Genomic DNA, 25,932 nt, shown 5'->3' with positions numbered 1-25,932 from the left:
ATTGCGGAGGAGTCCGATCAGGGCTCGACGGTCACCTTGATCGCTTCGCCCTTCTCGACGATCTTGAACGCGTCGAGGACGTCCGAAAGCGGGATGTGGCGGGTGATCAGGTCCTTCACCGGCACCTGACCGGTGGAGATGTACTCGAGCGCGCGCTTGTTGTGCTCGGGGGCCGAGCCGTTGGCGCCGTGGATGTGCAGCTGGCGGTAGTGCACGATGTTGGAATCGCAGGTGATGGTGGGGTTGGTCTTGGGCAGCCCACCGAAGAAGGAGATGCGGCCGTTGCGGGCGGCCATCGCGATCGCCTGCTCCTGCGCGATGTTGGCGGCGGTGGCGGTGATGACGACATCCGCGCCGCGCCCACCGGTCAGCTCGCGCACCTTTTCGACCACGTCGACCTCGGCGCCGTTGATGACCTCGTCGGGCGACACCGCGTCGGCGGACATCTTCAGCCGCTCGGCGTTGACGTCGATCAGGAAGATCTTTCCGGCCTTGTGCACACCGCGCGCGATGCGGATGTGCATGCAGCCGATCGGGCCGGCGCCGAAGACGACGACGGTGTCGCCCTCCTCGATACCCAGCAGCTCCTGGGCGTTGATCGCGCAGGCGAACGGCTCGGCGGCGGACGCCTCGTCGAAGCCGACGTTGTCCGGGATGCGGTTGAGACCGTCGACCTTGAGGACCTGGTGCGGGACGATCATGTACTCGGCGAAGCCGCCGTCGTACTGGTAGCCGACGGAGGTCTGGTTCTCGCAGACCGCCATCCAGCCCTTCTTGCACTCGTAACACTCACCGCACGGGACGGCGGCGATGACCTGAACCCGGTCGCCGTTCTTCCAGTCGGAGCCGTAGGTGGCGTTGACATCCGCGCCGACCTCGACGATCTCGCCCGCGATCTCGTGGCCGATCGTCCGCGGTGGGGTGAGGTTCTGGTGGCCGTTGTGCAGGATCTTCACGTCGGTTCCGCAGGTGGAACAGTTGCGAACCCGCAGCTTGATCTCGTTGGGTCCGCACTCGGGCTCCGGGACGTCCTCGAGCCGAACGTCCTCCGGGGCGTAGAACCGCAGCGCCTTCATCGGTGCCTCCGCTTCACGTCGAGGCGGCGCCGTCGCCGCCCTGGTAGCTGGGTGGGAGGTGTGGTTTCCGTCCCACATCTTGGTTCCGAAACTACGCCACCGGTCCCACAAAAGCCACATGTACTCACGTGGAACTGTGTCCGAACGCTTGGCAACGTGTCCGGTTGAGCGTAATCTCTGACGCAACACAGTGACCCGCGTCACGTAGTTGTATCCGAGAGGAACTGTAGATGGTCACCACCGCAACGCCGCCGGAGCAGTCGGCCGGGATGCGTGTCCGGGTGCAGAAGTTCGGCACCTTCCTGTCCAACATGATCATGCCGAATATCCCCGCGTTGATCGCCTGGGGCATTCTCACCGCCTTCTTCATCCCCGCAGGCTGGACGCCGAATGCGGGCATCGCGACCCTGGTCGGCCCGACCATCCATTACCTGCTGCCGATCCTGATCGCCGCGACCGGTGGCCGCATGGTCTACGGCGACCGCGGCGCCGTGGTCGGCGCCTTCTCGGTCATGGGCGCGATCGCCGGCTCCGACTACCTGATCGATCAGTTCAACGCGACCCTCGCCCCCGACGAGGCGCAACTCGGCCAGGTCCACATGTTCATCGGAGCGATGATCCTCGGCCCGCTCGGCGCCTGGGTGATGAAGAAGCTCGACGCCCTGTGGGACGGCAAGATCCGCCCCGGCTTCGAGATGTTGGTCAACATGTTCTCCGCCGGCATCACCGCCTTCGTGGTGGCGATGTTCGGCTTCTTCGTCGTCGCCCGCGTGGTCAACGCGATCATGGACGGCGCGTCGATCGCGGTGAACTGGCTGATCTCCACCGGGGCGCTGCCGTTGGTATCGATCCTGATCGAGCCGGCCAAGGTCTTCTTCCTCAACAATGCGATCAACCACGGCGTCCTGACCCCGCTCGGTATTTCCGAGGCGGCTCAGAACGGCAAGTCGATCATGTTCCTGCTGGAGGCCAATCCCGGCCCCGGCCTGGGAATCCTGCTCGCCTACAGCGTCTTCGGCACCGGGATCGCTCGTGCGACCGCCCCCGGCGCCGCGATCATCCACTTCTTCGGTGGCATCCACGAGATCTACTTCCCGTATGTGCTGATGAAGCCGAAGCTGATCCTGGCTGCGATCGCCGGCGGCATGACCGGTGTGTTCATCAACGTGCTGTTCAATTCCGGTCTTCGCGCTCCCGCGGCGCCCGGTTCGATCATCGCGATCCTGGCGCAGACCGCCAGCGACAGTTACGTCGGCGTGATCCTGTCGGTCATCGGTGCGACGGCGGTGTCGTTCGCGGTGGCGAGCCTGCTGCTCAAGACGGACAAGAGCAGTGGTGACGACGATCTGGCCGCAGCCACCGAGAAGATGGAGGGGATGAAGGGCAAGAAGTCGATCGCCTCCTCCGCGCTGGCCGGAGAGGCCGCGCCCGGCAAGGAGATTCACAACATCGTCTTCGCCTGCGATGCCGGCATGGGCTCCTCGGCGATGGGGGCGTCGGTGTTGCGAAAGAAGATCAAGGACGCGGGCTTCGGCGACGTGACCGTGGTCAACAAGGCGATCGCGAACCTCACCGATACGTACGACCTGGTGGTCACCCACCGCGATCTCGCCGATCGAGCGGCCCGCACCACCGGTTCGGCCGTGCACGTCTCCGTCGACAACTTCATGTCGAGCCCCAAGTACGACGAGATCGTCGAACTGTTGCAGACCACCAACGGTGGCGGCGGGCATGCCAACGGCAACGGCAATGGCGCGGCCCCTGTCGAGGAGCCGGCCGACGCGGCGGCGACCTCGGACGTGCTCTCCCGCGACTCGATCACGCTGCACGGCACGGCGCGCACGCGCGACGACGCGATCACCGAGGCCGGTCGGCTGTTGGTGGCGGCCGGTGCGGTCGCCCCATCCTATGTCGACGCGATGCACGAACGAGAGGCGTCGGTGTCGACCTTCATGGGCAACGGCCTGGCGATCCCGCACGGCACCAACGAGGCGAAGGGGTCGATCGACCACTCGGCGATGTCGTTCATCCGCTACGACGAACCGATCGACTGGAACGGCAAGCCGGCGCGATTTGTGGTCGGTATCGCCGGGGCCGGCGACGACCATCTGGTGCTGCTGCGCAAGCTCGCCACGGTCTTCGCCGACAAGGCCAAGATCGGCGAACTCGAGCAGGCCAACTCCGTCGACGATGTGCTGCAGGTACTCGACGGTGTGAGCGTCTGATACCTCCGAACATCCGAGAGCCCGAGCGACGTTCGCTCGGGCTCTCGGTGTCTTCGCGAGCCGCGAACCGGCACGTCACCCCATAACGGCAACAGGCACGGATTCGGCCGGCCGATACGGCACGATGGTCGCCATGCGAAAAGGGCGCATCGGGATCGCGGCGGCAGCGGGAGTGGTCGGCGTGCTGCTCGGCGCCGGTGGGATGCGGCTGATCGACTCCGGCCCCTCCGAGCCCGAGCCGTGCGGCGGCATCTTCGCCTACTCCCTCGGCGATGCGCTCGACGACTCGGATCTCATCGAGACCGCATGGTCGGCCGTGACGGATCCGTCCGATTCGGAGAGCAACGGCAACCTCGACGGTTCGCGGCCGGTGGCGCAGCGGACCTGCGTGTTGTTCGCCGGGAGCCTCGAGGAACGGCCGACGGTGGTCTTCCTGGAGAACACGATCAGCGGCCACCTCAACGTCGTGCGGATCGTCGAGGCGCGGGTGGAGCAGTCCGGGTCGGTGAGTTACGGCACCGATTGGCATCCGGTGCTGCTCGGTTCCGAGGCGGCGTTCGGCGTCTTTCTCCCCTTGTCCGGTGCCTACGTCGCGCCGCGCAATAGCGGTGACGTGCGGGTGGTGACCGCCGACGCCCCGATGCGGGACGCACCGGTGATCGTCGACGGCGTCCACGACACCGGAGTTGTCGCCGATCGGACCGAGGCGCCGAACTCCCGGGTCGCGGATCGGGCGGCGGTGCTGGTGGTCGATCGGACCGACGACGGACTGCTGCCGGCCCGCAGCGAGGTCTACCTGGTGCCCGCCCTGCGCCGCGATACCGGGGCGCGTCCGGTACATCGCCCGTTCCGGGTATGGGACGACGACAGCGGCGACCCCGTCGACGCCGACGACGAGTCCCTGCTGGCCGCGCTGGCGCAGGTCGCGCCGCAACTGAGCGCCGATCCGCTGTTCGCCGTCGCCGTCTTCGACACCGCTCCGGCCGCACCCGGGCTGTCGGTCGCGTTCGCCGATGGCGAGGTGGCGGTGAAACCGGTCCGCGCCGGTGAGGTTCCGGTGTTGCGATATCCGGTCACCCAGCCGTCGTAGGATCCGGGGAACAATCCCGTGGGCGGGGGGCCGATGACCACATCGACGACGCAAACCGGGCAGACCCAACGGCCGGCGGATCGGCGCCCGCCGCTGCGCGCGATGCTGTCGGGGTCCGCGACTCCGAATCGGTTGCGCCTGACCGGCCTGGTGTTGGTGGTCGGCTGCCTGGTATTCGCGCTGGTCGGTCTGGTGTCGGGTTCGACTCGGAGCGCCGCGGTGGCGGACGCCGGTGACCGGCTGGCCGCCCTCGACGCGGACGTCGCCGACCTCTACCGCTCCCTGGCCGGCGCCGACGCCGCCGCGACCAGCGCCTTTGTGGCGGGAGGTCAGGAACCGGCACACCTGCGAGCCCGCTTCGACGACGACATCCTGCGCATCTCGCGGGTGCTCGTCTCGGCGTCGGCCCGGCTCGAGGTCGGCGATCCGGCCCTCGACCAGTTGACGGTGATCGCGACCAACCTGCCGGTCTACACCGCCCTGATGGACTCGGCGCGCACCTACAACCGGCAGGAGCTCCCGCTCGGACAGTCCTATCTGGACAACGCCTCGTCGCTGATGCGCGACACGATGCTGCCGGCGGCCGAGCGGGTCCGCGACCTGCAGACCGTCGCCCTCGAGAAGGACTTCGTCGCCGGTGGCGGCTTCCCCTTCGCGGTGGTGTTGATCGGGCTCGCGGTGCTGCTGGCGATGGGTGACGTCGCGCGCCAGGAGCTGCGCCGGACCAACCGCCGGCTGAGTCCGGCCCTGATGATCGGGGCGGCGGCGATGGGCCTGGCCGTCCTGTGGTGGATGGTCGCCGGTTACGTATCGGCCGGGCACCTCGATCGCGCTCGCGATCACAGCACCGCGATCGGCGCGCTCGACGATATGCGCACCGAACTGTCCCAGGCCCGCAGCATCGAGAGCCTCGTGCTCGTCGCGCGCAGCGGCAGCGCCTCCGATACCGATTTCGGTGTGCGCCTGGTCCGGGTGCTCAACGACGGCGGACTGCTGGATACCGCGGCCACGCAGATGCCGGACGACGAGGTGGCCGACCTGCGGGCGGCGATCATCCAATGGGATACCGCGCACCGCCAATTGCGGGCGCGCGACGACCGCGGCGACTACCGCGCCGCGGTCGATTCGTCGATCGGGGTGGACTCGAACGGATCGGGGCCCGCCTTCGAACGGGTCGACGCGTTGCTGGTCGACGCCGCCGAACAGCAACGGGCCCAGTTCGTCGGCGAGCTCTCCGCGGCGCAGCGCTCGCTGACCGGATTTGCGGTGGTCCCCACGGTATTGGCGCTGATCGCCGCGGTGGCCGCCGGACTGGCGGTCGCCCGCCGCGTCGGGGAGTTCCGATGAGCGGGCGGGTCAACGTCCGGCGCCCGGCGATACTGGTCGCCGTCGCCGCCGTGCTCGCGACGATCGCCCTGGCGGTGCCGATCTTTCGGCCGGAGATCGCCGTCCCCGAGCCGAGCGGACAGACCATGGCCGAGGGCAGCGCCGGGGTGTCCGAGGCCTGCGACACCATCGTGGCGAGCCTGCGTCCCGACGGCCCGCTGCCCGAACCCGGTGTGATGCCCGCCGGATCGACGATGGCCGCGATCGTCGCCCGCGGGCACGTCACGGTGGGCGTCGAACAGGGCAACTATCTGCTCGGCTTCCGCAACCCCGCCACCGGCACCCTCGAAGGAGCCGAAATCGACATCGCCCGAAGGGTTTCCGAAGCGCTCTTCGGCACGGCGGATCGGGTGCGGTTCGTGGCCGTCGCGGTGGCCGACCGGCAGGCGGTGCTCGGCGGCGGACCGGACGGCGCCTCGGCATCCACCACCGTCGACATGGTGATCAACAGCTACTCGGTCACCTGCGAGCGACAGCGGTCCGTGGAGTTCTCGGCTCCGTATCTTCAAGTTTCGCAACGACTGTTGGTGCCGACCGGCAGCGGCATTCGGGAGGTGGAGGACCTCGCCGGGCAGCGGGTGTGCACCTCCGCCGGATCGACCACCGAACAGATCCTGCTCGATCTGCCGGTGGGGCTGCAGGTGATCACCCGGCCCGGTGTCTCCGGTTGTGTGGTCGAATTGCTGGCCGGCCGCGTCGAAGCGGTCTCCAGCGACGACGTGATCCTCGCCGGGATGGCGGCGCAGGATCCGCAGACCGAGGTGGTGGGGCGGGCGCTGGACAATACCGACTATGCGATCGGAATCAGCAAGCAGACAACGGATCTCGTGCGTTTCGTCAACGCCGTCCTCGCCTCCGCACGGGCCGACGGCATGCTCGCCGCCAGCGACCGGTTCTGGTTTGCCGATCACCTGTCGCCGGTACCGCTGCCACCGGCGGTGACCTATCGGGACTGATTGCCGCGCAGCGCGATCAATGGGGCGTTGCGGTGATTGTCAGGTGTTCCAGTAGGTGACGTCGTAGACATCGACGCCACCGTCGTCGCGGGTCACGTAGAGGTAGTTGCCGTCCGGGGAGACCGCCACCCCCAGCGGCAAGTTGCCGGTGGGGATGGTGCGGATGACGGTGTTGGTGGCAGTGTCGATGACCGTGACCGTGTCGGAGTTGCGGTTGGCGACGTAGGCGCGGGTGCCGTCCGGGGAAACCGCCACACCGAACGGGGCGTTGTCTGTCGGGATGTCGGTGATGACGGTGTTGGTGGTGGTGTCGATGACGGTCACGGTGTTGGAGCCGTAGTTGGTGACGTAGGCGCGGGTGCCGTCCGGGGAGAGAGCCACCACGGTCGGGGCGTCGTCGGTGGGGATGTCGGTGATGACGGTGTTGGTGGTGGTGTTGATAACCCTGACGGTGTCGGAGTTGCGGACGGTGACGTAGGCGCGGGTGCCGTCCGGGGAGACCGCCACCCCGAACGGGAAGTCGCCGGTGGGGATGTCGGTGATGACGGTGTTGGTGGTGGTGTCGATGACCGTGACGGTGTTGGAGACGCGGTTGGCGGCGTAGGCGCGGGTGCCGTCCGGGGAGACCGCCACCCCGAACGGGTACTCGCCGGTGGGGATGGTGGTGATGACGGTGTTGGTGGCGGTGTCGATGACTGTCACGGTGTCGGAGCCGAAGTTGGTGACGTAGAGGTAGTCGCCGTCCGGAGAGACCGCCACCCCCAGCGGCAAGCTGCTGGTGGGGATGGTGGCGATGACGGTGTTGGTGCTGGTGTCGATAACCCTGACGGTGTCGGAACCCGGGTTGGCGACGTAGACACGGCTGCCATCCGGGGAGACGGCTATGAACAGGTTCTCCCCGGCGGTGGTGGGGATCGTGGTGATGAGGGGTTGACGTTGTTCGATGGTGAGGGTGATGGTTTCGGTGGTCGTGGCGCCTTGGTCGTCGGCGGCGGTGATGGTGAGGGTTTCGGTGTATTCCTGTGCGCGGCGGTAGGTGTCGTCGGGGGTGTAGGTGTAGGTGCCGTCGTTGTTGTCGGTGATGGTGCCGTGTTGGGTGCCGGTCACGGTGACGATGACCGGGTCGCCGTCGGGGTCGGTGGTTGTGGTGGTGATGGTCGCGGTGTGGGTGCCGTTGGGCAGCGTGGCCGGGGCAGTGACGGTCAGGGTGGGAGCGGCGTTCGTGGGTGGGACGGTGAAGGTCAGCGCTTGGGTGGTGGTGTGCGCCTGGGGTTGTCCGGTGATCGCGGCGATGAGTCCGTCGAGGCTGTGGATGTGGTCGGTCGTGTCGTCGGAGGCGGTCACGACGATGGCTTCGGTGTAGCCGGTGGTGGGGGCGTCGGGGTTCGGGGTGTAGGTGTAGCTGCCGTCGGGGTTGATCACGATGGTGCCGTGTGCGGGGGCCGTGGTCACGGTGTAGGTGAGCGGGTCGTTATCGGGGTCGGTGATTCCGATATCACCCGTCACCGTGCCGGATGCGGTGTCGTACAAGGACGTCGCAGTTCCGGTGACGGGTGTCTGGTTGAACAAGCTCGTGCGGACACGGGTGGTCCACCACAGCAACCATGCCGGCGGTGGGGGTGGTGCGAGGGGTTGGGTGGGTAGCGCCCCGACCAGTAACCATCCGGTCAGGGCGGAGGTCAGCACCGCCGGCACATCGACCACCGATGCCGGAAGCGCGGCTGCGGTGATGGCAGACGTCGCTGCGGGTGCCGGTGTGGTGGCGGTCGTGCCGAATGGTGTGGTGGTGAACGGTGTGCTTGTCGGCGCCGGTGCGAGGGCGGGATCGGGTGTCGTGTCCGGTGTGGCGGTCCCGAACGCGGTGAACGATGCAAACGTTGTGGGCGTCTCGTCCGGGTCCGTTGCGTCGGGATCCGGGTCGGCCGGATCGGTGGGCTCGGTCGGGGTGGTTTCCGGGATCCTCGTCGCAGCTTCGACGCCGGAAGCACCGCCGGTGTCGGGTTCGGTGGCGGGCGCCTGGTGGCCGGTGGGCGCGATAGCGGGTGCGGGGTCCTGTGCCGGGGTGGTGCTCGGCGCGGCACTCGACTCCGAGGCACCCGAGGAATCAGCCGAGCCCCCGGTGTCGGCATCTGTGGTGGTCGAATCGGATTCCGTGGGATCGGTCGCTTCGGATGCCACAGGTTCGGATGCCGCAGGTTCGGACGTCCCGGGTGCGGATGCCGCGGGTTCGGGAGTATCTGTGACCTCCGGGTCGGTGGTCTCGCCTGCCGACGTGGTGCCGGTCGGGGTGGTCCCCGAGTTCGAGGTCCCGACGTGCGAGTTGTCCGTGTCGGTATCCGCGTCGTGGCCGGTGTCCGGATCACGGGATTCGGCATCGCGGTCGGTGGTACTCGACTCGCTGCCATCGGGCACAGCTGTCGCGATGGCGGGATCGGTCAACAACACACCCGCGCCGATACCGGCGGCGAGAACAAGGACACGGAATCGATTGGTGCGCGGATCGGTCATTGTTTCTCGTTTCGGGATTCCCTGCGGCAACACCGGGCGTGGAGCAGGGAGTACGTACGGACGGCGCCTCAGGGTCGAAAGCTGCACGATTGGCGGAAGATATTTCCCCGCATTGGCGGTCTTCGGTTAATCAATGGCCTGACAGTACCCCAGTTTCCGGCCAAAAGTATGGCGTACTCTTACGTCTCGTCTGCACATTCCTAGCCGGTGGGATTCGCGGCGTACGGACGAAATGGATCGTTGTCGTTAATGACGAGACGGTTCCTCTTGGCATCTTGTCGCCGTTCGCATCGAGGTGTGGATCAGCGGACCGAAAGCATGCCGGGAAAATGGTCGATGAGCCGCCTTGGCGATGGCGTTCAGGTCCAGGTGCGGGGTCGGATGTCGTTGGCCCGGTCGACCAGCGCGTAGCGGCTGTCGGGATCCGTGGTCAACCGTGCGGACGCGCGTAACGAATGTTCCAGGGCGAAGCGTAGATCGCGGGACGTCCAGGGCACTCCGACAAACGCATTGCCGGAGGGGGTCGGTGCATCCGCCAGGGCGATCGCCGCCTCGAGCAGTTCGGCGCGCACCTGCTGGTCGGTGGCCGGATCCAGTGGCAGGACGGCCGCCCGGCCCGCGGCCCGGTCGAGGGTGGCGCGGTCGCGGGAATCGGGATCGGCGAGCTCGGTGCGAATCGCGCCGAGTTGGGCGGCGACATGCTGACTCGACGACCCCGGGACCAGGTCGAGGGCACGGATCGCGCCCTCCCGGTCACCGGAACGCAGCAACGTGCGGGCCCACCCGAAGGCGGCGTCCGCCGCCGCCGGATCGGTCTGCGCCACGATCGCGTAGTAGCGCCCGGCGGAGCGGTCGGTCTCGGCGCACTCGGCCGCCGCGGCCAGCGCCAACTTCACGACGCTCTCGCCCGGCAGCGCCGTATAGCACTCGTCGAAGGCGCTCACCGCCGTCACCGCGTCGCCGGACGACAGTGCCACCAGGCCGCGATGCCAGGGCACCCGCCAGTCATCGGGGTCATCCGCGGCCATCTCGTCGAGTACCGCGTCCGCCGCGGCCGGATCGCCGGCGGTCAGCAGCGCCCGCGCCCGGGCGAACCCCAACTCCGGGGTCATCCGCCCCACCGTGGCGATCATCTCCGCCACATCGTCGGCGGTCGCGCCCACCGCCGTCGCCAACAGCGCCGCACCCTGATCGGACAGGTCGACCAGGGGGATCGGCAACGTTCGGGCGATCCGTACCGGGTCCGGTCGGGCGGTCGCCGTCCCGTCGAAAGGCAGGTCGGTGGCGAACCAGCCGCGACCGGGACCGAAGACGATCGACGGACGGGGCTGCGGGGTACCGCTGGACAACGCGAGGGTTTCGCGCAGGACGTGCTCGAGCTGATCGCCCATCTCGTCGGCCGATGCGAAGCGCCGGAACGGATTCGGGGCGGTCGCCCGGCGCAGCACCCGAGCGAACGATGGGTGGGCGAGCAGGACCGGGTGATCCTCCGGGATCGGGGCGAGTTCGCCGCCATTGTTCGGGCGCATCCCGAGCGCGAGGACCGCCAATGTCCTTCCGACGGTGAAGATATCCGATTCGACGGACGGTCCGCGCTCGGCGATCTCGGGATCCTGATAGCCCACGGTGCCGAACAGCGGACTGTGCCGGTCGTCCATCCGGATCACCGCGCCGAGGTCGATCAACTTGAGACGTCGACCATACTGGATAGCGTTGTCGGGCTTGAAATCACAGTAGGCAAGCCCCTGAGAATGCAGATAGGCGAAGGCCGGCAGGATCTCGAGCCCCAGGGCGATCGTGCGGTCGACGGGGAGCGGATCGATCGTGCGGTCCGGCCGGCGTCGATCGTCGAGCAACTGGTGCAGGGAGCGGCCGCCGACGTACTCCATCACTATGTATCCGGCGGAGACGCAGTCGCTCCCCGGATGTTCCACGAAGTTGTGGATGTTGACGATATTCGGGTGATCCAGACGGGCCAGGAAGCGCCGCTCGGCGATGGCCGCCGCCCGCGCCTCCGGATTGTTGGTGTGGATCAACCCTTTCAGTACCACCCAGCGGTTCTCGACGTTCCGGTCGATCGCCAGGTAGATCCACCCGTTTCCGCCGTGCGCCAGGGCGCCCTGGACGTCGTACTGGCCGGCGACGAGGGTGCCCGGTGGCAGCGCCGGGACGAACGAGAAGCGGACGCCGCAGCGTGGACAGTCGCCCTCGGTGGCGCCGGGGTGGCCATCGGTCGAGCGGCCCACCTTCGCGCCGCAAGCGGTACAGAAACGGTTGCGCTCGGGCACTTTCGGGTCGGTGAGCAGCGCCCCGGCCGGGTTGCCGACCGGTACCTCGGGGACCTCGACCAGACCGGCGCCGATGCCGCGCACGGTGCGGGTGGTGCGGCCGCGCCGCGAGGAGCGGGTCCGGCCGGAAGACCCCGCGGTCGTCGGCGAGCCGGTGGTCGGCGGGCTCCCGGACGTCTGTGGAGCGGCCGCCGTGTGTGACGAGGCGGCGGTTTGCGGCGAGGCGGCGGTCGGGGGTGAGGCGGTCGTCTGTGGAGTTGCGGTGGTCCGCGGCGACGGGGCGGTGAACTCGGGCACCCAGCGGGCGGCAGCCGTCGGCTCCGGCTCGGGCCGTGCGGCGGCGGTCGGTTCGGGCTCGGGACCCGCGGTGGCAGAGGTCGATTCGGACCGTGCGGTGGCGGTAGGTTCGGGTTCCGGGTCGGTGGGCATGTCAGTATGGGCGGTACTTGTCCAGCGAGGAGATCACCTCGGCCTCCCCCGCATCCGAATCCGCCAGCACCCGATCGGGATCGAGCAGCGACACCGACAGCCCGTCGAGCTGCAACCGCCGCGCGGCCTCCGCGATCATCCGGCGGGCGACGTCGTTGACCGCGTAGGCGCGCCGCAGGTCGATCACCACCCGACCGGCGTTGTCCGGATTCTCGGCGAGCGTGCGCAGCACCCGCTCCGCGCCGCTGAATCCGATGGTGCCCTGCAGACTGCATACCCGCACCCGATGGTTGCCCGGCAGCGTCAACACCCGATCGCGCCGGATCACCGATCGGGCCGGTTCGGCACCCTCCATGATGTGCATACCCATGTCCTTCGACATGCGATCGCAGATCCGGATACCGCGCACGCTGTTGCCGTGCTGGTCCAGCCGCGGGGAGAACGTCGCGATACCCACCTGACCGGGCAGCGCGCCGAGGATGCCGCCCGCGACACCGCTCTTGGCGGGAAAGCCGATCGTCGACATCCAGTCCCCGGCCGCGTCGTACATCCCGCAGGTCATCATCACCGACAGCACCTGCCGGACCACCGACCGCGGCACGATCTGCTCACCGGTATCGGGCCGCCGGCCGGCGTTGGCGAGCGTCGCCGCCATATGGGCCAGATCGCGCAGCGTCACCAGTACCGAACACTGCCGGGTATAGCCGTCGACCACGCCATTCGGGTCCCCGGTGATCGTGCCGTAACTGCGCAACATATTGGCGATCGCCGTATTGCGATAGGCGGTTTCGCGTTCCGACTTGTAGACGTTCTCGTCGACATCCAGTTCGCGACCGGCAAACGCCGACATGCCGCGGCGCACGATCTCGAAACGCTCATTGGCATCGGCCTGCGGCCCGCCGAGCAGGGCATGCGTCGTCAGCGCTCCGGCGTTGATCATCGGGTTGAGCGGTCGCCCCGAGCCCTCCTCCAGGGACAACTCGTTGAACGCCTCACCGCTCGGTTCGACCCCGACCCGTTCCAGGACGTGCTCGAGACCGTGTTCGGCCAGCGCCAACGCGTAGGCGAAGGGCTTCGAGATCGATTGGATCGAAAACGGCACATCGATATCGCCCGCGCCGTAGATCGTGCCGTCGATCGTCGCGACGCATACCCCGAGAAAGCTCGGGTCGGCGTCGGCCAGTTCGGGGATGTAGTCGGCGGTGGCACCGGGGTTGTCGGTTCCGATGCCGGCGAGCACCTCGTCGAGGTAGTCCACTATCGGTAGCCGCATACCCGTGACCCTCCTGGCCGGTTGACCACATCCTGTCACGTCGGCGGCGAACCCGACCGATTCCAGCCCGACTCGAACCACTCTGAGTGAGGACAGGCTAAGTTAAAGCGAATGAGTGGCGACTGGTCTTTGCGTGCCTCGGGCATCTCGGTGCGGTTCGACGACGCCGACATCGTGACCGACGCATCGTTCGACCTGGAGCCCGGCACGGTGACGGCCTTCGTCGGCCCGAACGGATCCGGCAAGTCGACCCTGCTGCGCGCGCTGTGCCGGCTGCTCACCCCGGCGGCCGGCTCGGTCGCGTTGACCGACGTCCCCGACACCCGGGCGCTGTCCGCCCGCGACTTCGCCACCCGGGTGGGACTGCTCGCCCAGCAGCGGCCCACCCCGGCCGGGATCACCGTGCGCGACATCGTCGAATTCGGCCGCCACCCGCACCGATCCGGCTGGCGCGGCGTCGACCCCGACGGCGCCGCCGCGATCGACCGCGCCCTGCACCTGACCGGCTTGACCGACCTCGCCGAGACCTCCCTGGAGACGCTCTCCGGCGGTCAGCTGCAACGCGCCTGGTTCGCCGGGGCGCTCGCCCAGGACACCGGAGTGCTGTTCCTCGACGAACCGACCAATCATCTCGACCTGCGCTATCAGGTCGAGATTCTCGATCTGATCAACGAACTCGCGGTCCGCCACGGCGTGACCGTCGGGGTGGTCCTGCACGACCTCAACCATGCGGCCGACGTCGCCGACCGCGTCCTGGTGCTCGAGGCCGGACGCATCGTCGCCGACGGTCCGCCCGCGCAGGCCCTCGACGCCGACCTGCTCGGCGCGGTCTACGGCATCCCGATCACCGTCACCCGCGACCCCGACACCGATGTCCTCGACATCCGGGCCCGCCGCTCCGCCGGCCGGTCCCACCGCGCCGACCTGCCCGCCGAACGGTCGGCGTAGCCGCCGCGCGACCCGGCCGCGGCCGTATCCCCCGCGTCTCCACCCGTCCGACGAAAGGAACCCCCGAAGTGAAGTTGCGTCGATCCGCCCTGGCGCTCGGCTCGATCGCCGCGCTGACCGTGCTCGCCGCCTGCGGCACGACCAGCCCGGCCACCGACGAGACCACCACCGCGACCGGCGAGCCGATCACGGTCACCGACAGCGAGGGCAACGACGTCACCCTCGCGGACGGCCCCGCCCAGCGGGTGGTCGCGTTGGAGTGGGCGCAGGCCGAGATCATGACCAGTCTCGGGATCGACCTGGTCGGCGTCTCCGATGTCGCCGGCTACACCAGCTGGGTCGGTGCGGCGGTCCCCCTGACCGGTGACCCCACCGATGTCGGCCAGCGCACCGAGCCGAGCGTCGAGACGATCGCCGACCTCGAACCGGACCTGATCGTCGGCGTCGCCCGCTCGATCCCCGATGCGGTGCGCTCCCAGATGGAACAGATCGCCCCCGTGCTGCTGCTCGAGAACGCCAACGCCGCCGATCCCCTCGGCGCGGTCACCGACAGCGTCACCACCCTGGCGACCACCGTCGGCAAGCAGGACGAGGGGGCCGCGCTGCTCGACGACTTCACCGCCACCCTCGACGCGAACAAGGCCCGCATCGACGCCGCCGGACTCACCGGGACCGAAGCGGTCTTCGCCTCCCCCTACGAGGACGGCGGCAATGTGTCGATCCGCATGCACGGCCCCGGCTCCGCGCCGCAGGCGGTCATGTCGGCGATCGGGCTGGCCCCGGCGTGGCCCGACGCCGGCGACGAGGCGTACGGACTGTCCTATACCGACATCGAAGGGCTGACCGCGCTGCCCGCCGACTCCTGGTTCCTCTACTGGGCCAACGCCGACGAGGACAACCCGATCACCACCTACCTCGAGCCGAACGCCGTCTGGCAGAGCCTGCCGTTCGTTCAGGGCAACCGGGTGGAGCCGGCGGCCGAGGGCATCTGGGTCTACGGCGGACCGGCGTCCCTGGGTGCATTCAGCGGCGACGTCGCCGACAAGCTCGGCGCCTGACCCTCCCGTGTCCGACTCCGCGGCGCCCCGGCAGGGTGTGACCACCGAGAGGTCCCCGGGGGATCGCACGCGACCCGACGGGGATCGAACCGGCGCCGATCGACCGGGCGCCGATCGGCCCGCCGGCCGCTCGCTTGTGGCGTTGCCGGTGGTGGTAGCGGCGACGCTGGGGTGGCTGATCATCGCGGCGATCGTGCACCTCACCCAGGGCACCGCGGACTACGACGCCGCGACGGTGTGGCGGGTGATCACCGGGGCGGAGATCCCGCAGGCCGCTGCGGTGCTGATCGACTCGCGACTGCCGCGGCTGCTGGCCGCGCTGGTCGTCGGCGCGGCCCTCGGGGCGTCCGGAGCTGCGATGCAGTCGGTCTCCCGCAACCCGCTGGCCTCTCCCGACACCACCGGCGTCGCCGCCGGCGCATTCCTCGCACTGACCGTCGCCGCGGTGGTTGGCCTGAGCCCCGGGCCGATCGGCGGCCTGGCGATCGCCTTCGTCGGCGGCGTCGCGGCGGCCGCCGCGGTGATCGGCCTGGCCTCCGGCGGCACCCTGTCACCGATGCGGCTGGTGTTGGCCGGTTCGGCGCTGACCCTCGGCCTCGGCTCGATCACCAGCGTCCTGCTGTTGGTCTTCCCCTGGCAGACCCAGGGACTGTTCGTCTGGGGAGCCGGCTCGCTGTCCCAGAACGGTCCGCGCGCGGTGCTGACGGTGCTGCCGTTCCTGGCGATCGCGCTGGTGGTGCTGCTGCTCTACGGGCGCCGGCTCGACCTGCTGCAGTTGGGTGAGGACACCGCCGCCTCGCTCGGGGTCCCGGTCGCGGCGACCCGCCGCGCCGTCATCGTCTGCGCGGTCGTGCTCGCCGCCTGCTCGGTCACCGTCGCCGGGCCGATCGGATTCGTCGGACTGGTCGCCCCGGCGATCATCGGATTGCTGCGCCCGTGGGCGCCCCCGCTGCGCCGCCAGCGCACCTTCGTGGTGCTCAGCGCGATCGCCGGCGTTGCGCTGGTGCTGACCGCCGATGTGCTGCTGCGGATATTGTTCGGCGGCGTCGCCGGGGTGACGATGCCGACCGGCGTCCTGACCAGCCTGATCGGCGCGCTGTTCCTGATCCTCCTGGCCCGCCGGGTGCGCTCCGGCGGGGCCGGCGAAGCGCTGATCACCATGCACGCCGGCACCGCCTTCGGCCGCGCCCATCCGATCCTGCTGATCGGCCTGGCCGTCGCCGTCCTCATCGGAGTGACGATCGCCGGGGTGCTGATCGGCGATCGGCTGGTGCTGCTGGGCGACGTATGGAACTGGGTGCGCGGCGCCGCCGCCCCGCGCGTCGAGATCATCCTGGGCTCCCGGGTGCCGCGCGTGATCGGCGCGCTGCTCGCCGGGATCTGCCTGGCGCTGGCCGGCGCCCTGCTCCAGGCGGTCACCCGCAACCCGCTTGCCGACCCGGGCATCCTGGGCATCTCCGCCTCGGCCGGCTTCGGAGCGATCGCGGTCATCACGATCGCCGACGTGCCCTCCGACCGGGCGGTCTTCGCCGCGGCGCTGGTCGGAGCGGCGATCGCGGCGCTGCTGCTCGCGGTGATCGGGCGGGCCGACCAGCTGCGGATGGTGCTGGTCGGTGTCGGCATCGGCGCCGCGGCCTCCGCGTTGACCACCCTGCTGATCATCGGCACCGATCCGTGGAATCAGACCAAGGCGATCACCTGGCTCGGCGGCTCGACCTATGGCACCACCGCCGGCGCGCTGCTGCCGATGCTGGTGGTCGTGATCGTCGCGGCGGTCGTCGTCTCCCGCGCGGTCCGCGATCTCGATCTGCTGCAATTCGACGAGATCACCCCCCGTGTCCTCGGGGTCGCGGTCGGCCGGCAACGGCTGCTGCACATCGGCCTGGCGGTCGCCCTGACCGCCGTCGCCACCGCGACGATCGGGGTGATCGCCTTCGTCGGCCTGGTCGCCCCGCACGCCGCGCGCCTGCTGATCGGCAAGCGGCACGCCACGCTGCTGCCCCTGGCCGCCGTCTTCGGCGCGATCCTGGTGGTCGCGGGCGACCTGCTCGGCCGCGCGGTGCTCGCGCCGTCCCAGATCCCGGCGGGTCTGGTGGTCGCGCTGATCGGTACGCCCTACTTCCTGTGGCTGCTGCGCCGGATGCGCTCCGAACGCTGAGACCGGTCGCTACCGGGCCGGCAGAGCCGCGCAGACCTCGTCGACGGCGGCGGTCAGACACTCGACGTACCGGTCGAAGCGCGGCACCGACTCCGGGGCGGCCATCGCGGTGATCACCGAGGCGCCGTTCGCGGTGCTCGACACGACGTGGTTGAGCCCGACGCTCGTGCTGACCGGGGCGAACTTGAAGCTGAACGCCACCGGCGTCCCGGCGCACTCCCACCGGTCGCTGTCCGGGAAGTTCATGCTGCTCAGGCCGACGTGCGCCGAGGTCGTGCCCGCCTCGACCGACAGCGACTCCGCCTCGACACCCGCGCGCACCAGCCGGCGATAGTGCGGTGCAGGCAGTGCGGTGACCAGCCGGAAGGTGCGCAGCACGTGCGGGCCGTCGTTGTCGGCGATCGCGGTGCGCAGATCGTCGTTGATCGCCGCGGCCCGCTCGATCGGATCCTCGATCGTCGGGTGCAGGTCGACCACCGACAGCACAAAACGGTTCATCGACCACTCCCGCGGCCGATCGGTCGGCGTCGGGATACTCAGCGCCAGATCGTCCGGGCAGAGCTCGCCGATCGCTTCGAGGTACCGCTGCGTCGCCCGCGAGACGATCGTCGCCGCCACCGCGGTCGCCGTCACCCCCTCCCGACGCAGGCCGCCGGGCGGGATCGGCACCACCGCAAGGGATCGATCCGGTCCGATCACCGCCGTCAACGACGTCGCCGGGCGAATCCGCGGCGGCTCCTGGACCGGTGCGTCGGCGGCTTCGGCCTCGAGCGCTCGCCGCACCCGCGGGAAGCGGGCCACCGAACCGACGAAGGCCCACGCCCCGCGCAGCGCCGCGATCGGCCGCGCGGGCGCCCGCCGGGCCGCGGGCCGCAGCGCCGGCAGGTCGACCGGTCCGGCCCCACCGAACAGGGAATTCGCGAACTCCAGGTCGTGCTCGTAATTGTTGACCGAATGGCAGTCGCGGGTGAGCACGACGATCGCCCGACCGGGCAGCCCCGGCACCTCGCGCACGTCGTCGAAGACCAGCAGGTCCTTGGTGGCGACCGAGACGTCGATCGGTTCGGCGGCCCGCCGCGTCGCCGCCTCGAGCACCCGCGTCCACGTCGTCGGGCCGCCGTCGGCGAAGACGGTCCGCTGCGCCAGCGGCAGCGGATCGGCCAGCACATACGGGTGGTCGAGGCCGCCCGGCACCTCCGCGACCCGCAGGCAGGCCCCCGCGACGTCCGGCGACCGCTGCGCCAGGAACCGCGCGATCTGCTCGCGGGTGGGTGCGGCGTCGTCCGGACAGGCGAAGACGTAGCCGCCGGTCGCGTCCATATGCTGGCCGGGGATGCGCGAGTAGATGCTCGAGGCGTCGATCGCGGACAGATGGGACCTACGGGTCATACACGTATCGTCGGTCACCGGGGCCCGGGCGTTAGTGTCGACCCGGTCGGATCGCCGGCTATCGGGTCCCGAGTCGGTGACGACGCCGGCCGAATTCGATGCGGAGGTGTCGCGGGGTGGTACGGACCGACTGGATCCGGCGCGGCAGCGGCAAGGAACGCGCGCTACGGGCGACCGCCGAACGGTCCGATGGGTTGCGGCGCGTCCGACGCCCGGCGACCGACACCACCCCCGCCTTCGATCTGGCCTATCTGCGCACCGGGCCGCGGGGCGCGACGCCGTTGGTGATCATCCCCGGCGGCCCGGGCCTGGCGTCGGCGATTCCCTACCGGCGGATCCGCAGTCGTGCGGCGCGGGCCGGACACGACGTCATCATGGTCGAGCATCGCGGTGTCGGGCTCTCCCGCACCGGTGCGTCGGGCACCGATCTGCCCCGCTCGGCGATGCGGGTGACCGAGGTGGTCGACGATATTGCCGCGGTCCTCGACCACGAGGGTGTCGACCGCGCCCACATCTACGGGTCGTCGTACGGCACCTACCTCGCCGAGGGTGTCGGGGTGCGGCATCCCGAGCGGGTCGCCGGGATGATCCTCGACTCGACCCTGCTCTCGGCGCAGGATCACCTGGTGCAGCGCGCACATTCGCGGCGCCTGCTCTGGGACGGCGACGATCCGCATACCGCCGAGGTCGCCGCGGCCCTGCGCGAGGTGGTCGAGTCCGGGGCCGACCTCGTCGAGGCCTGCGGGATCGCCGAAATCCTCTACGAATTCGGCGGAACCGGGCTCCTGCTGACCATGCTGCGCCGGCACCTCGCCGGTACCGACCGTTTCACGTGGAACGCGCTGAGCCGGACGGTCGGCGCCGAGATGGCGATCGACAGTCGGGTCCCGTACACGATGGAGGTCGATCCGGTCGGCGAGATCGCCTTTCGGGAACTCAATTTCGCGCCGGAACCGGATGGCGGACCGTTCGATTCGTCCGCCGCCTTCGCGGACTCGGCGAGCCACTTCTCACCCTTCTCCGGCGAACCGTTCGACCTGTCGATCGAGTTGCCGCGCTTCACCTGGCCGACAGCGATCATCGCCGGCCGCCGCGATCTGCGCACACCCCCACCAATCGCCGAGCTGGCCGCCTCCCTGATCCCGGACGCGACCCTGGTGTCGATCGACAACGGGCACAGCGCCCTGGACACCCACCACGCCGCGGCGCTGCACGTCATCGACCGCCTGCAGGCCGGGCGCACCGCCGAATTGGCCGACGAGGGGCCGATGATCGACGCGATGTCGCCCGGCGCCGGCCCGAACCGGTGGATCTCGTTGGCCGTCGAGACCGCCCTGGTCGGCGACTACCTGGGCGACCGTGTCCTGCACCCCCGCCTGCCGCGGCTCGGCCTGCCACGATTCGGCGGCCGCAGCACCCCCGCGTCCTGAGCATCCCGGCGCTCGGTCGGCGGCGACCGTCGTCGTCACCCTACGGTTCCGTCGTCATCGTGCGGTTCCGTCCGGGCGGTTCCTTCTTGTCGAGCGGATCGGCCGGCCCGGTTTGTACGATCGTCCGAACCGGCAGGGGGACCGATGAGTACCGATACCGTGAACGATGCGACGCCAACTCGGCGCCGCGGTCGGTCGCGGGTCGATGCACTGCCGCCCGGCAGCACACCGCGGCTGCTGCGGCGCGTCGTGGTGGTGATCTTGGCCGGCTGCCTGATGTTCGCGGTCGTCAGCCTGATCACCGGATCGGTGCGCTCGGCCGCGGTGTCGGACGCCAGCGGCCGATTGGTCGCACTCGACGCCGACGCCACCGGGCTGTACCGGGGGTTGGCCAACGCCGACGTCCTGGCCACCAGTGACTTCGTCGCGGGCGGCGAGTGGTCGGTGCAGGCGCGCGCCGGCTACGACCGCGAGATCGAGCGGGTCTCCGACGGGCTGGCGCAGGCCGCCGGCCGGCTGCCGGAATCCGACCCGGCGCTCGCGGCGCTCGCCCGGATATCGGTGGCCTTGCCGCGCTATACCGCCCTGGTCGAATCGGCCCAGACCTACAACCGGCTCGGGCTGCCCCTCGGACAGTCGTACCTCAACAACGCCTCCCGGCTGATGCAATACACGATGCTGCCCGCCGCTCAGGAACTGCGGGATCTGCAGGCGGCCGCGATGGACGTCGACTACCGGCGCGGTGGCGGCTTCCCCCTGGCGGTGGTCCTGATCGGCGTCGCCGTCCTGATCGCGATGCTCGACATCGGCCGCCAGGAGATGCGGCGCACCAACCGGCGGATCGAACCGTCGCTGCTCGCCGGCGGCGTGCTGATGGCGCTGGCCTGCCTGTGGTGGCTGGTCGCGGGTCTGATCGCCAACGGCCACCTGGAACGAGCCGAGCGGCTCGGGACCTCCACGGCGGCCCTGGACGACGTGCGGGCCGCGGTCTCCCTGGCCCGCAGCAACGAGAGCCTGGTGCTGGTCGCCGGTAGCGGCGCCCCCTTCGACACCGACTTCGGCGATCAGATCCGGGCGGTGGTCGGCCCGGACGACACCTCGGGCCTGCTCGCCGACGCGGCGTCGCAGGTGCCCGCGGAACGCATCGCCGAACTGCGCAGCGCGGTCCTCGAATGGCAGGACGCCCACGAACGGCTGCGCGCCCTCGACGACGCCGGCGACTTCCGCGGGGCGGTCGACTCGGCGACCGGGATCGACCCGCAGGGCTCCGGCGTGGCCTTCGCCGTGGTCGACGACGTGCTCGGCGCCATCTCGGAACGGCAACGCGAGGCGTTCGCCTCCGCCCTGCACTCGGCCGATCGGGCGCTGACCGGCATCGTCGTCGGTCCGGCGCTGTTGGCGATCCTCGCGGCGGCCGCCGTCGCCGCCGGTCTCGGGCGCCGGATCGGGGAGTACCGATGAACCCGGAGATCAACGTACGGCGGCCGCTGATCTACCTGGTCATCGCCGCGATCCTCGCCGCCGTCGCCCTGGTGGCGATGCGGGTGCCGGCAGATGGCGTGACCACACCGGAGGAACCGGCCGCCGACTCCGACGCATCCGCCGACCAACCGGCCGCCGACACCTGCACCGACGTGGTGGGCAGCCTGCGACCCGATCCGGCCGCGCCGGTCCCCGGTGCGATGCCCGCCGGGTCGACCATGGCGACGATCGTCGCGCGCGGGCGGCTGATCGTCGGGGTCAACCAAGGCAACTATCTGCTCGGCTTCCGGGACCCGCAGACCCGCGAGTTCCGGGGCGCCGAGGTCGATCTGGCCCGCACGATCACCGCGGCGATCTTCGGCTCCCCGGACCGCGTCGAATTTGTGGCCCTCGACGTCGCCGACCGGGAGGGCGCGATCGAATCCGGTCGGGTCGACATGGTGATCAGCGCCTACTCGATCACCTGCGCCCGCCAGCGGGTCGTCGAATTCTCGACCGTCTACATGCGGGCGGCGCAGCGCCTGCTGGTGGAGGCGGGCAGCGATATCCGGTCGATCACCGACCTGGCCGGTCGACGGGCGTGCACCTCGGCCGCCTCGGTCAACGAGGAGATCCTCCGCCGGCAGGCCACCGCCGTCGAGGTCGAGACCTGGCCGATCGTGTCCGACTGCGTCGTCGAGCTGATGAGCAACCGGGTGGACGCGGTGTCCAGCGACGACGTCATCCTCGCCGGGATGACCGCCCTCGACCCGCAGCTGGTGGTCGTCGGCGAACCGATGGCCGCCACCGATTTCGGGATCGGCGTCGCCAAGCAGTCACCCGACCTGGTCCGTTTCGTCAACGGCATCCTCGAACGCGAACGGGCGAACGGGCAGCTGCAGGCGATCTACACCCGCTGGTTCGGCGACTACGGGCCCATCCCGGAGCCGGGCGCCGCCGTCTACCGGGACTGAGCCGCCCCGACCGGGATGATCGCGACGGTGATGTTGTCGTGGCCGCCGGCGCGGTTGGCCAGATGGGTCAACTGCTCGGCGATCTCCAGTGGAGCCTCGTCGATCCCGGCGGGACCGGCGGCCGCGGCGAGATCCTCCGGCGCGGCGAAGTAGTTCCACAGACCGTCCGTGCACACCACCAACAGGCCGGGACCCGACAGGTCGACCGTGTCGAGTTCGGGATCGCTCGCCCGGGCGTCGGCGCCGAGCCACCGGGTGATCACATGCGCGCCCGGCAGCGAGTCGACCCGATCGGCCGGGATGGACGCGGCGGCCGCGAACTCGGCCGCCACGGTGTGATCGCGGGTCAGCACCCGCGGCCGGTTGCCCGCCGGATTGTCGGCGGCCGGCAACCAATAGGCACGGCTGTCGCCCAACCAGCCGAGGTGTACCCGCACGCCGCCGGCGATCGGCTCGACCACCGCGACGACCATGGTCGTCGCCGGGGCGTTGGCATTGGCGGCGGCCAACTCACCGACCGCGTCCGAACCGGCCGCGATCGCTGCGATCACCGCCTCCCGGGTACGTCCCGCGTCGCCGGGGAACTCGCCCGCGGCGATACCGCGGGTCAACACCTCGGCGGCCACATCGGCGGCCAGGCGCGAGGCGTCCTTGGAACCGGGTGCGCTGGAGACCCCGTCGCAGACCACCGCGACGTGGATCGGACCCACCGACGATTCCGAGCGGGCCAGCGCGACCGCGTCCTCGTTGGTGCGATGCCGCTGTCCCCGGTCGCTGACCGCGGCCGCGTCACCGAGATCGAGGCGCATGTGGTCGGGGTCGTACCCCGCCTCCTCGATGCTCACAGCCAGGTCCGCGGGCGTTCACGGTTGGCCCGGTCGACCAGCGCGACGCGCTCGTACGGGTCGGTTGTCATGCGTGCCAATTTCTTCAACTCGCTTTCCAGGGCCGAGCGCAGGTCTCGTTCCGTCCATGGTGTGCCCAGCAACGCCGGTCCGTCGCCGGAACGGCCGTCGGTGACCAGGTCGACCGCCGCGGCGAAGAGGTCGATGCGCACCCGCGCGTCGGTGGCCGTGTCGACCGCCAGACGCTCCACACGTACGGCAGCCTTCCGCAGTCCCGCCTCGTCGGTACCCGCGACACCTGCCAGCCGTGCGTGGATGGCCGCCAACTGCGCGGCCTGCCGCAAGCTCGACGACTCGGGGACCGAGTCGAGTGCCACCACCGCGCGATCGGATTCACCGCTGCGCAACCGTACCCGGGCCAATCCGAAAGCGGCATCCGCCTGGCCGGAATCGACCATATTGACCATCTGGTAGTACCGCTCCGCCGTCGAATCCTCGCCCGCACATTCCGCGGCGGCGCCGAGGGCGAGCTTGACGGCGGTCTCCCCGGGCAACCGGTCGAAGCACCGGTCGAAATGTGCCATGGCGGCCGCCGGGTCCCCACCGACCAGATCGAGCAGGCCCCGATGCCAGGTCGGTTGCCAGTCGAGATGGTCGCGCTGCTTCGCGGCGGCCAGCGCGGTGCGGGCCCGACCCCACTGGCGGGCGTGCAGATGCGCGCGCACCAGGGCCAGCACCAACTCAGGGGTCGAGAATTCGAGGATCGCGATCAGCTCGTCGATCTCGTCCGGCGCCGCCTCGGTGCTCGTATTGGCCAGCAGCGCCGCGCCCGGATCGGTGTGGTCGACCACCGGCAGCGGCAGATTGTCCGCGACGACCGCCGGATCGGGCCGCCCGACCCGATCGCCGTCGAGCAGCAGGTCGGCGGCAAAGGTCTGCCGGGACGCCTCGAAGACCAGAGACAGCTTCGGGACCTGCGTCTTGCCGAGTGTGCGGGCGTCGACCTCGAGCTTGACCCGGTCGAGCTGGTCGCGCATCTCCGCGGCGCTGACGAACCGCTCCTGCGGGTCGGCGTGGGTCGCGCGCCGCAACAACCGATGCAGCGACTCGTTCGCATCGAGCAGCGGATGTTCGGCGGGCAGCGGTGACGGCTTCCCGTCGCGCACCGGCGGCATGCCGAGCGCCAGGACGGCCAGCGTGCGCCCCACGGTGTACAGATCGGACTGGACCGAGGGGCCGTGGGTGCCGATCTCCGGCGCCTGATAGCCGACGGTGCCGTAGAGGTTGCTGATCTCGTCGTCCATCCGGATGACCGCGCCCAGATCGATCAGAGCGAGCTTGCGGCCGTGCTGCATCACGTTGTCGGGCTTGAAGTCGCAGTACGCCAGCCCCATGCGGTGCAGGTACCCGAAGGCGGGCAGGATCTTGCGGGCGTACTCGATCGCGACCGCCGTCGGCATCGGCCTGATGTCCGCGCCGGGGGCGCGGTGCTCCTCGAGCAGTTGCCGAAGGGTCTTGCCGTCGACGTACTCCATCACGATGTAGTCGGACGACGAGCCGTCGTCGGAATGCTCCTCCACGAAGTTGTGAATCTTCACGATGCGCGGATCGTTGAGCTGCGCCAGGAAGCGCCGCTCGGCCAGCGCCGCGGCGCGCGCGTGGTCGTCGGTGCTGTCGATCAGCCCCTTCAACACGACCAACCGGTCGTCGACGCGGCGGTCGACCGCCAGATAGATCCACCCGTTGCCGCCGTGGGCCAGGGCACCGAGGACCTCGTACTGGCCGCCGACCAGGTCGCCGACCCGCAGTGGCGGCACGAACGAGTAGGGCGTCCCGCAGCGCGAGCAGGTGCCGATCGGCGGGCCCGGGGTGCCGCCCGGCCCCCGACCGACCGGCCGCGAACAGGACGCGCAGAACCGCAGGCTCTCGCGGACCTGCGGATCGACCAGCAGCATCTCGGCCGGGTCCCGCGGTGCCACCGCGTCGACCCCCTCGAGGTCGTCGTCGATGCCCTCGCCGACGATCACCCGCCGCGGCCGGTAGTTGCGGTCGGTGACGCGGGTATAGCTGCGTTGGGTGACCGGACGACTGTCCACGTCGGTCTCCGCGGCGGCGTCGTCGGTGTCGGTGACGGGCTCGCCCACCTCGGGGGCGGTGTCGGTGTCGGCGGTGTCGGGCCGGCGGCCGGCCGGATCGGTGACGCGGGCAGTATCGGGTTCGCTGCGCGCGATGAGGCTGGTCTCGGCATCGAGCGGCGACGGCGCTCGCGGCGGCGTCACGGGCGATCGAGGACCGGCGGGGCGACCGCGGGGAATGATCTCGGTGGGTGGAGTCCGGTCGACGGGGCGCGGGATCGCGGCGGTCCGGTCATCGGGACCGCCCATCGGCCCGTGCGGAGGGGTAGGGCCTTGCGGAGGGGTCGGGCCGCTCGGCGAGAT

At 70.0% G+C, this 25,932-nt stretch carries 17 protein-coding genes; 10 read left to right on the top strand and 7 right to left on the bottom strand.

Annotation, left to right across the window (positions count from 1 at the left end):
• Positions 1-17 precede the first annotated feature (17 nt).
• Complete coding sequence (locus MB1_RS09310; RefSeq protein ID WP_066906024.1) at positions 18-1,076, bottom strand: zinc-dependent dehydrogenase; 1,059 nt, start codon at positions 1,074-1,076, stop codon at positions 18-20.
• A gap of 230 nt (positions 1,077-1,306) precedes the next feature.
• On the opposite strand from MB1_RS09310, the gene MB1_RS09305 reads away from it, so the two are divergent.
• From MB1_RS09305 to MB1_RS09290, 4 genes are all read left to right on the top strand, one after another.
• Entirely contained in the window at positions 1,307-3,301 is a 1,995-nt protein-coding gene (locus MB1_RS09305) for a PTS mannitol transporter subunit IICBA (protein ID WP_066906022.1), read from the top strand.
• Positions 3,302-3,434: 133 nt separating this feature from the next.
• Positions 3,435-4,391, top strand: a complete 957-nt coding sequence (locus MB1_RS09300; RefSeq protein WP_157083980.1) for a hypothetical protein — start codon at positions 3,435-3,437, stop codon at positions 4,389-4,391.
• A gap of 33 nt (positions 4,392-4,424) precedes the next feature.
• On the top strand, positions 4,425-5,738 hold the full coding sequence (locus MB1_RS26015; protein ID WP_066906018.1) for a GlnX family signal transduction membrane protein: 1,314 nt from the start codon (positions 4,425-4,427) through the stop codon (positions 5,736-5,738).
• Positions 5,735-6,733: a glutamate ABC transporter substrate-binding protein gene (locus MB1_RS09290; protein ID WP_066906016.1), complete on the top strand. Its 999-nt coding sequence runs from the start codon at positions 5,735-5,737 to the stop codon at positions 6,731-6,733. The genes MB1_RS26015 and MB1_RS09290 overlap by 4 nt, the downstream gene beginning before the upstream one ends.
• A gap of 39 nt (positions 6,734-6,772) precedes the next feature.
• On the opposite strand, the gene MB1_RS09285 is transcribed toward MB1_RS09290, so the two are convergent.
• The 3 genes from MB1_RS09285 to MB1_RS09275 all read right to left on the bottom strand — a co-directional run bounded on the left by MB1_RS09285 (position 6,773) and on the right by MB1_RS09275 (position 13,231).
• Positions 6,773-9,241, bottom strand: a complete 2,469-nt coding sequence (locus MB1_RS09285) for a beta-propeller fold lactonase family protein (protein ID WP_066906014.1) — start codon at positions 9,239-9,241, stop codon at positions 6,773-6,775.
• A 359-nt stretch (positions 9,242-9,600) separates the two neighbouring features.
• Positions 9,601-11,958, bottom strand: coding sequence for a serine/threonine-protein kinase (locus MB1_RS09280; protein ID WP_066906012.1), 2,358 nt, complete (start codon positions 11,956-11,958; stop codon positions 9,601-9,603).
• A 1-nt stretch (position 11,959) separates the two neighbouring features.
• Positions 11,960-13,231 (bottom strand): glutaminase, encoded by a 1,272-nt coding sequence (locus tag MB1_RS09275; RefSeq protein WP_066906010.1) that lies wholly within the window; start codon positions 13,229-13,231, stop codon positions 11,960-11,962.
• A 111-nt stretch (positions 13,232-13,342) separates the two neighbouring features.
• Between MB1_RS09275 and MB1_RS09270 the strand changes: the two genes are divergently transcribed.
• From MB1_RS09270 to MB1_RS09260, 3 genes are all read left to right on the top strand, one after another.
• Entirely contained in the window at positions 13,343-14,179 is an 837-nt protein-coding gene (locus MB1_RS09270; protein WP_066906008.1) for an ABC transporter ATP-binding protein, read from the top strand.
• 68 nt (positions 14,180-14,247) lie between these two features.
• Positions 14,248-15,237: an ABC transporter substrate-binding protein gene (locus MB1_RS09265; RefSeq protein ID WP_066906006.1), complete on the top strand. Its 990-nt coding sequence runs from the start codon at positions 14,248-14,250 to the stop codon at positions 15,235-15,237.
• A 148-nt stretch (positions 15,238-15,385) separates the two neighbouring features.
• Positions 15,386-17,395: an iron ABC transporter permease gene (locus MB1_RS09260; protein WP_218000215.1), complete on the top strand. Its 2,010-nt coding sequence runs from the start codon at positions 15,386-15,388 to the stop codon at positions 17,393-17,395.
• Between the two features lie 9 nt (positions 17,396-17,404).
• Here MB1_RS09260 and MB1_RS09255 read toward each other — a convergent pair whose 3' ends face one another.
• Positions 17,405-18,784 carry a WS/DGAT domain-containing protein gene (locus tag MB1_RS09255; RefSeq protein ID WP_157083978.1) on the bottom strand — a complete coding sequence of 460 codons (1,380 nt, stop codon included), beginning with the start codon at positions 18,782-18,784 and terminating at the stop codon, positions 17,405-17,407.
• A gap of 116 nt (positions 18,785-18,900) precedes the next feature.
• On the opposite strand from MB1_RS09255, the gene MB1_RS09250 reads away from it, so the two are divergent.
• From MB1_RS09250 to MB1_RS09240, 3 genes are all read left to right on the top strand, one after another.
• Positions 18,901-20,214, top strand: coding sequence for an alpha/beta hydrolase (locus MB1_RS09250; RefSeq protein ID WP_066906002.1), 1,314 nt, complete (start codon positions 18,901-18,903; stop codon positions 20,212-20,214).
• A 144-nt stretch (positions 20,215-20,358) separates the two neighbouring features.
• Positions 20,359-21,675, top strand: coding sequence for a GlnX family signal transduction membrane protein (locus MB1_RS09245; RefSeq protein ID WP_066906000.1), 1,317 nt, complete (start codon positions 20,359-20,361; stop codon positions 21,673-21,675).
• Complete coding sequence (locus tag MB1_RS09240) at positions 21,672-22,649, top strand: glutamate ABC transporter substrate-binding protein (RefSeq protein WP_066905998.1); 978 nt, start codon at positions 21,672-21,674, stop codon at positions 22,647-22,649. The genes MB1_RS09245 and MB1_RS09240 overlap by 4 nt, the downstream gene beginning before the upstream one ends.
• Here the strand turns inward: MB1_RS09240 and MB1_RS09235 are convergent.
• Both MB1_RS09235 and MB1_RS09230 read right to left on the bottom strand, forming a co-directional pair.
• Positions 22,637-23,494, bottom strand: coding sequence for a PP2C family protein-serine/threonine phosphatase (locus tag MB1_RS09235; RefSeq protein WP_066905996.1), 858 nt, complete (start codon positions 23,492-23,494; stop codon positions 22,637-22,639). The two genes, MB1_RS09240 and MB1_RS09235, sit on opposite strands and share 13 nt — an antisense overlap.
• On the bottom strand, positions 23,491-25,773 hold the full coding sequence (locus MB1_RS09230; RefSeq protein ID WP_169801631.1) for a serine/threonine-protein kinase: 2,283 nt from the start codon (positions 25,771-25,773) through the stop codon (positions 23,491-23,493). The genes MB1_RS09235 and MB1_RS09230 overlap by 4 nt, the downstream gene beginning before the upstream one ends.
• Positions 25,774-25,932: the final 159 nt, after the last annotated feature.

Source organism: Millisia brevis NBRC 105863, from assembly GCF_001552615.1.
GTDB lineage: Bacteria > Actinomycetota > Actinomycetes > Mycobacteriales > Mycobacteriaceae > Millisia > Millisia brevis.
Note: the sequence above shows the minus strand (reverse complement) of the source record. Positions and strands in the feature narration are given on the sequence as shown.

Coding starts and splice junctions, on each gene's coding strand:
- MB1_RS09305 (WP_066906022.1), top strand. CDS start 1,307: ATGGTCACCACCGCAACGCCGCCGGAGCAGTCGGCCGGGATGCGTGTC.
- MB1_RS09255 (WP_157083978.1), bottom strand. CDS start 18,784: ATGACCCGTAGGTCCCATCTGTCCGCGATCGACGCCTCGAGCATCTAC.
- MB1_RS09270 (WP_066906008.1), top strand. CDS start 13,343: ATGAGTGGCGACTGGTCTTTGCGTGCCTCGGGCATCTCGGTGCGGTTC.
- MB1_RS09275 (WP_066906010.1), bottom strand. CDS start 13,231: ATGCGGCTACCGATAGTGGACTACCTCGACGAGGTGCTCGCCGGCATC.
- MB1_RS26015 (WP_066906018.1), top strand. CDS start 4,425: ATGACCACATCGACGACGCAAACCGGGCAGACCCAACGGCCGGCGGAT.
- MB1_RS09285 (WP_066906014.1), bottom strand. CDS start 9,241: ATGACCGATCCGCGCACCAATCGATTCCGTGTCCTTGTTCTCGCCGCC.
- MB1_RS09280 (WP_066906012.1), bottom strand. CDS start 11,958: ATGCCCACCGACCCGGAACCCGAACCTACCGCCACCGCACGGTCCGAA.
- MB1_RS09300 (WP_157083980.1), top strand. CDS start 3,435: ATGCGAAAAGGGCGCATCGGGATCGCGGCGGCAGCGGGAGTGGTCGGC.
- MB1_RS09310 (WP_066906024.1), bottom strand. CDS start 1,076: ATGAAGGCGCTGCGGTTCTACGCCCCGGAGGACGTTCGGCTCGAGGAC.
- MB1_RS09240 (WP_066905998.1), top strand. CDS start 21,672: ATGAACCCGGAGATCAACGTACGGCGGCCGCTGATCTACCTGGTCATC.
- MB1_RS09290 (WP_066906016.1), top strand. CDS start 5,735: ATGAGCGGGCGGGTCAACGTCCGGCGCCCGGCGATACTGGTCGCCGTC.
- MB1_RS09245 (WP_066906000.1), top strand. CDS start 20,359: ATGAGTACCGATACCGTGAACGATGCGACGCCAACTCGGCGCCGCGGT.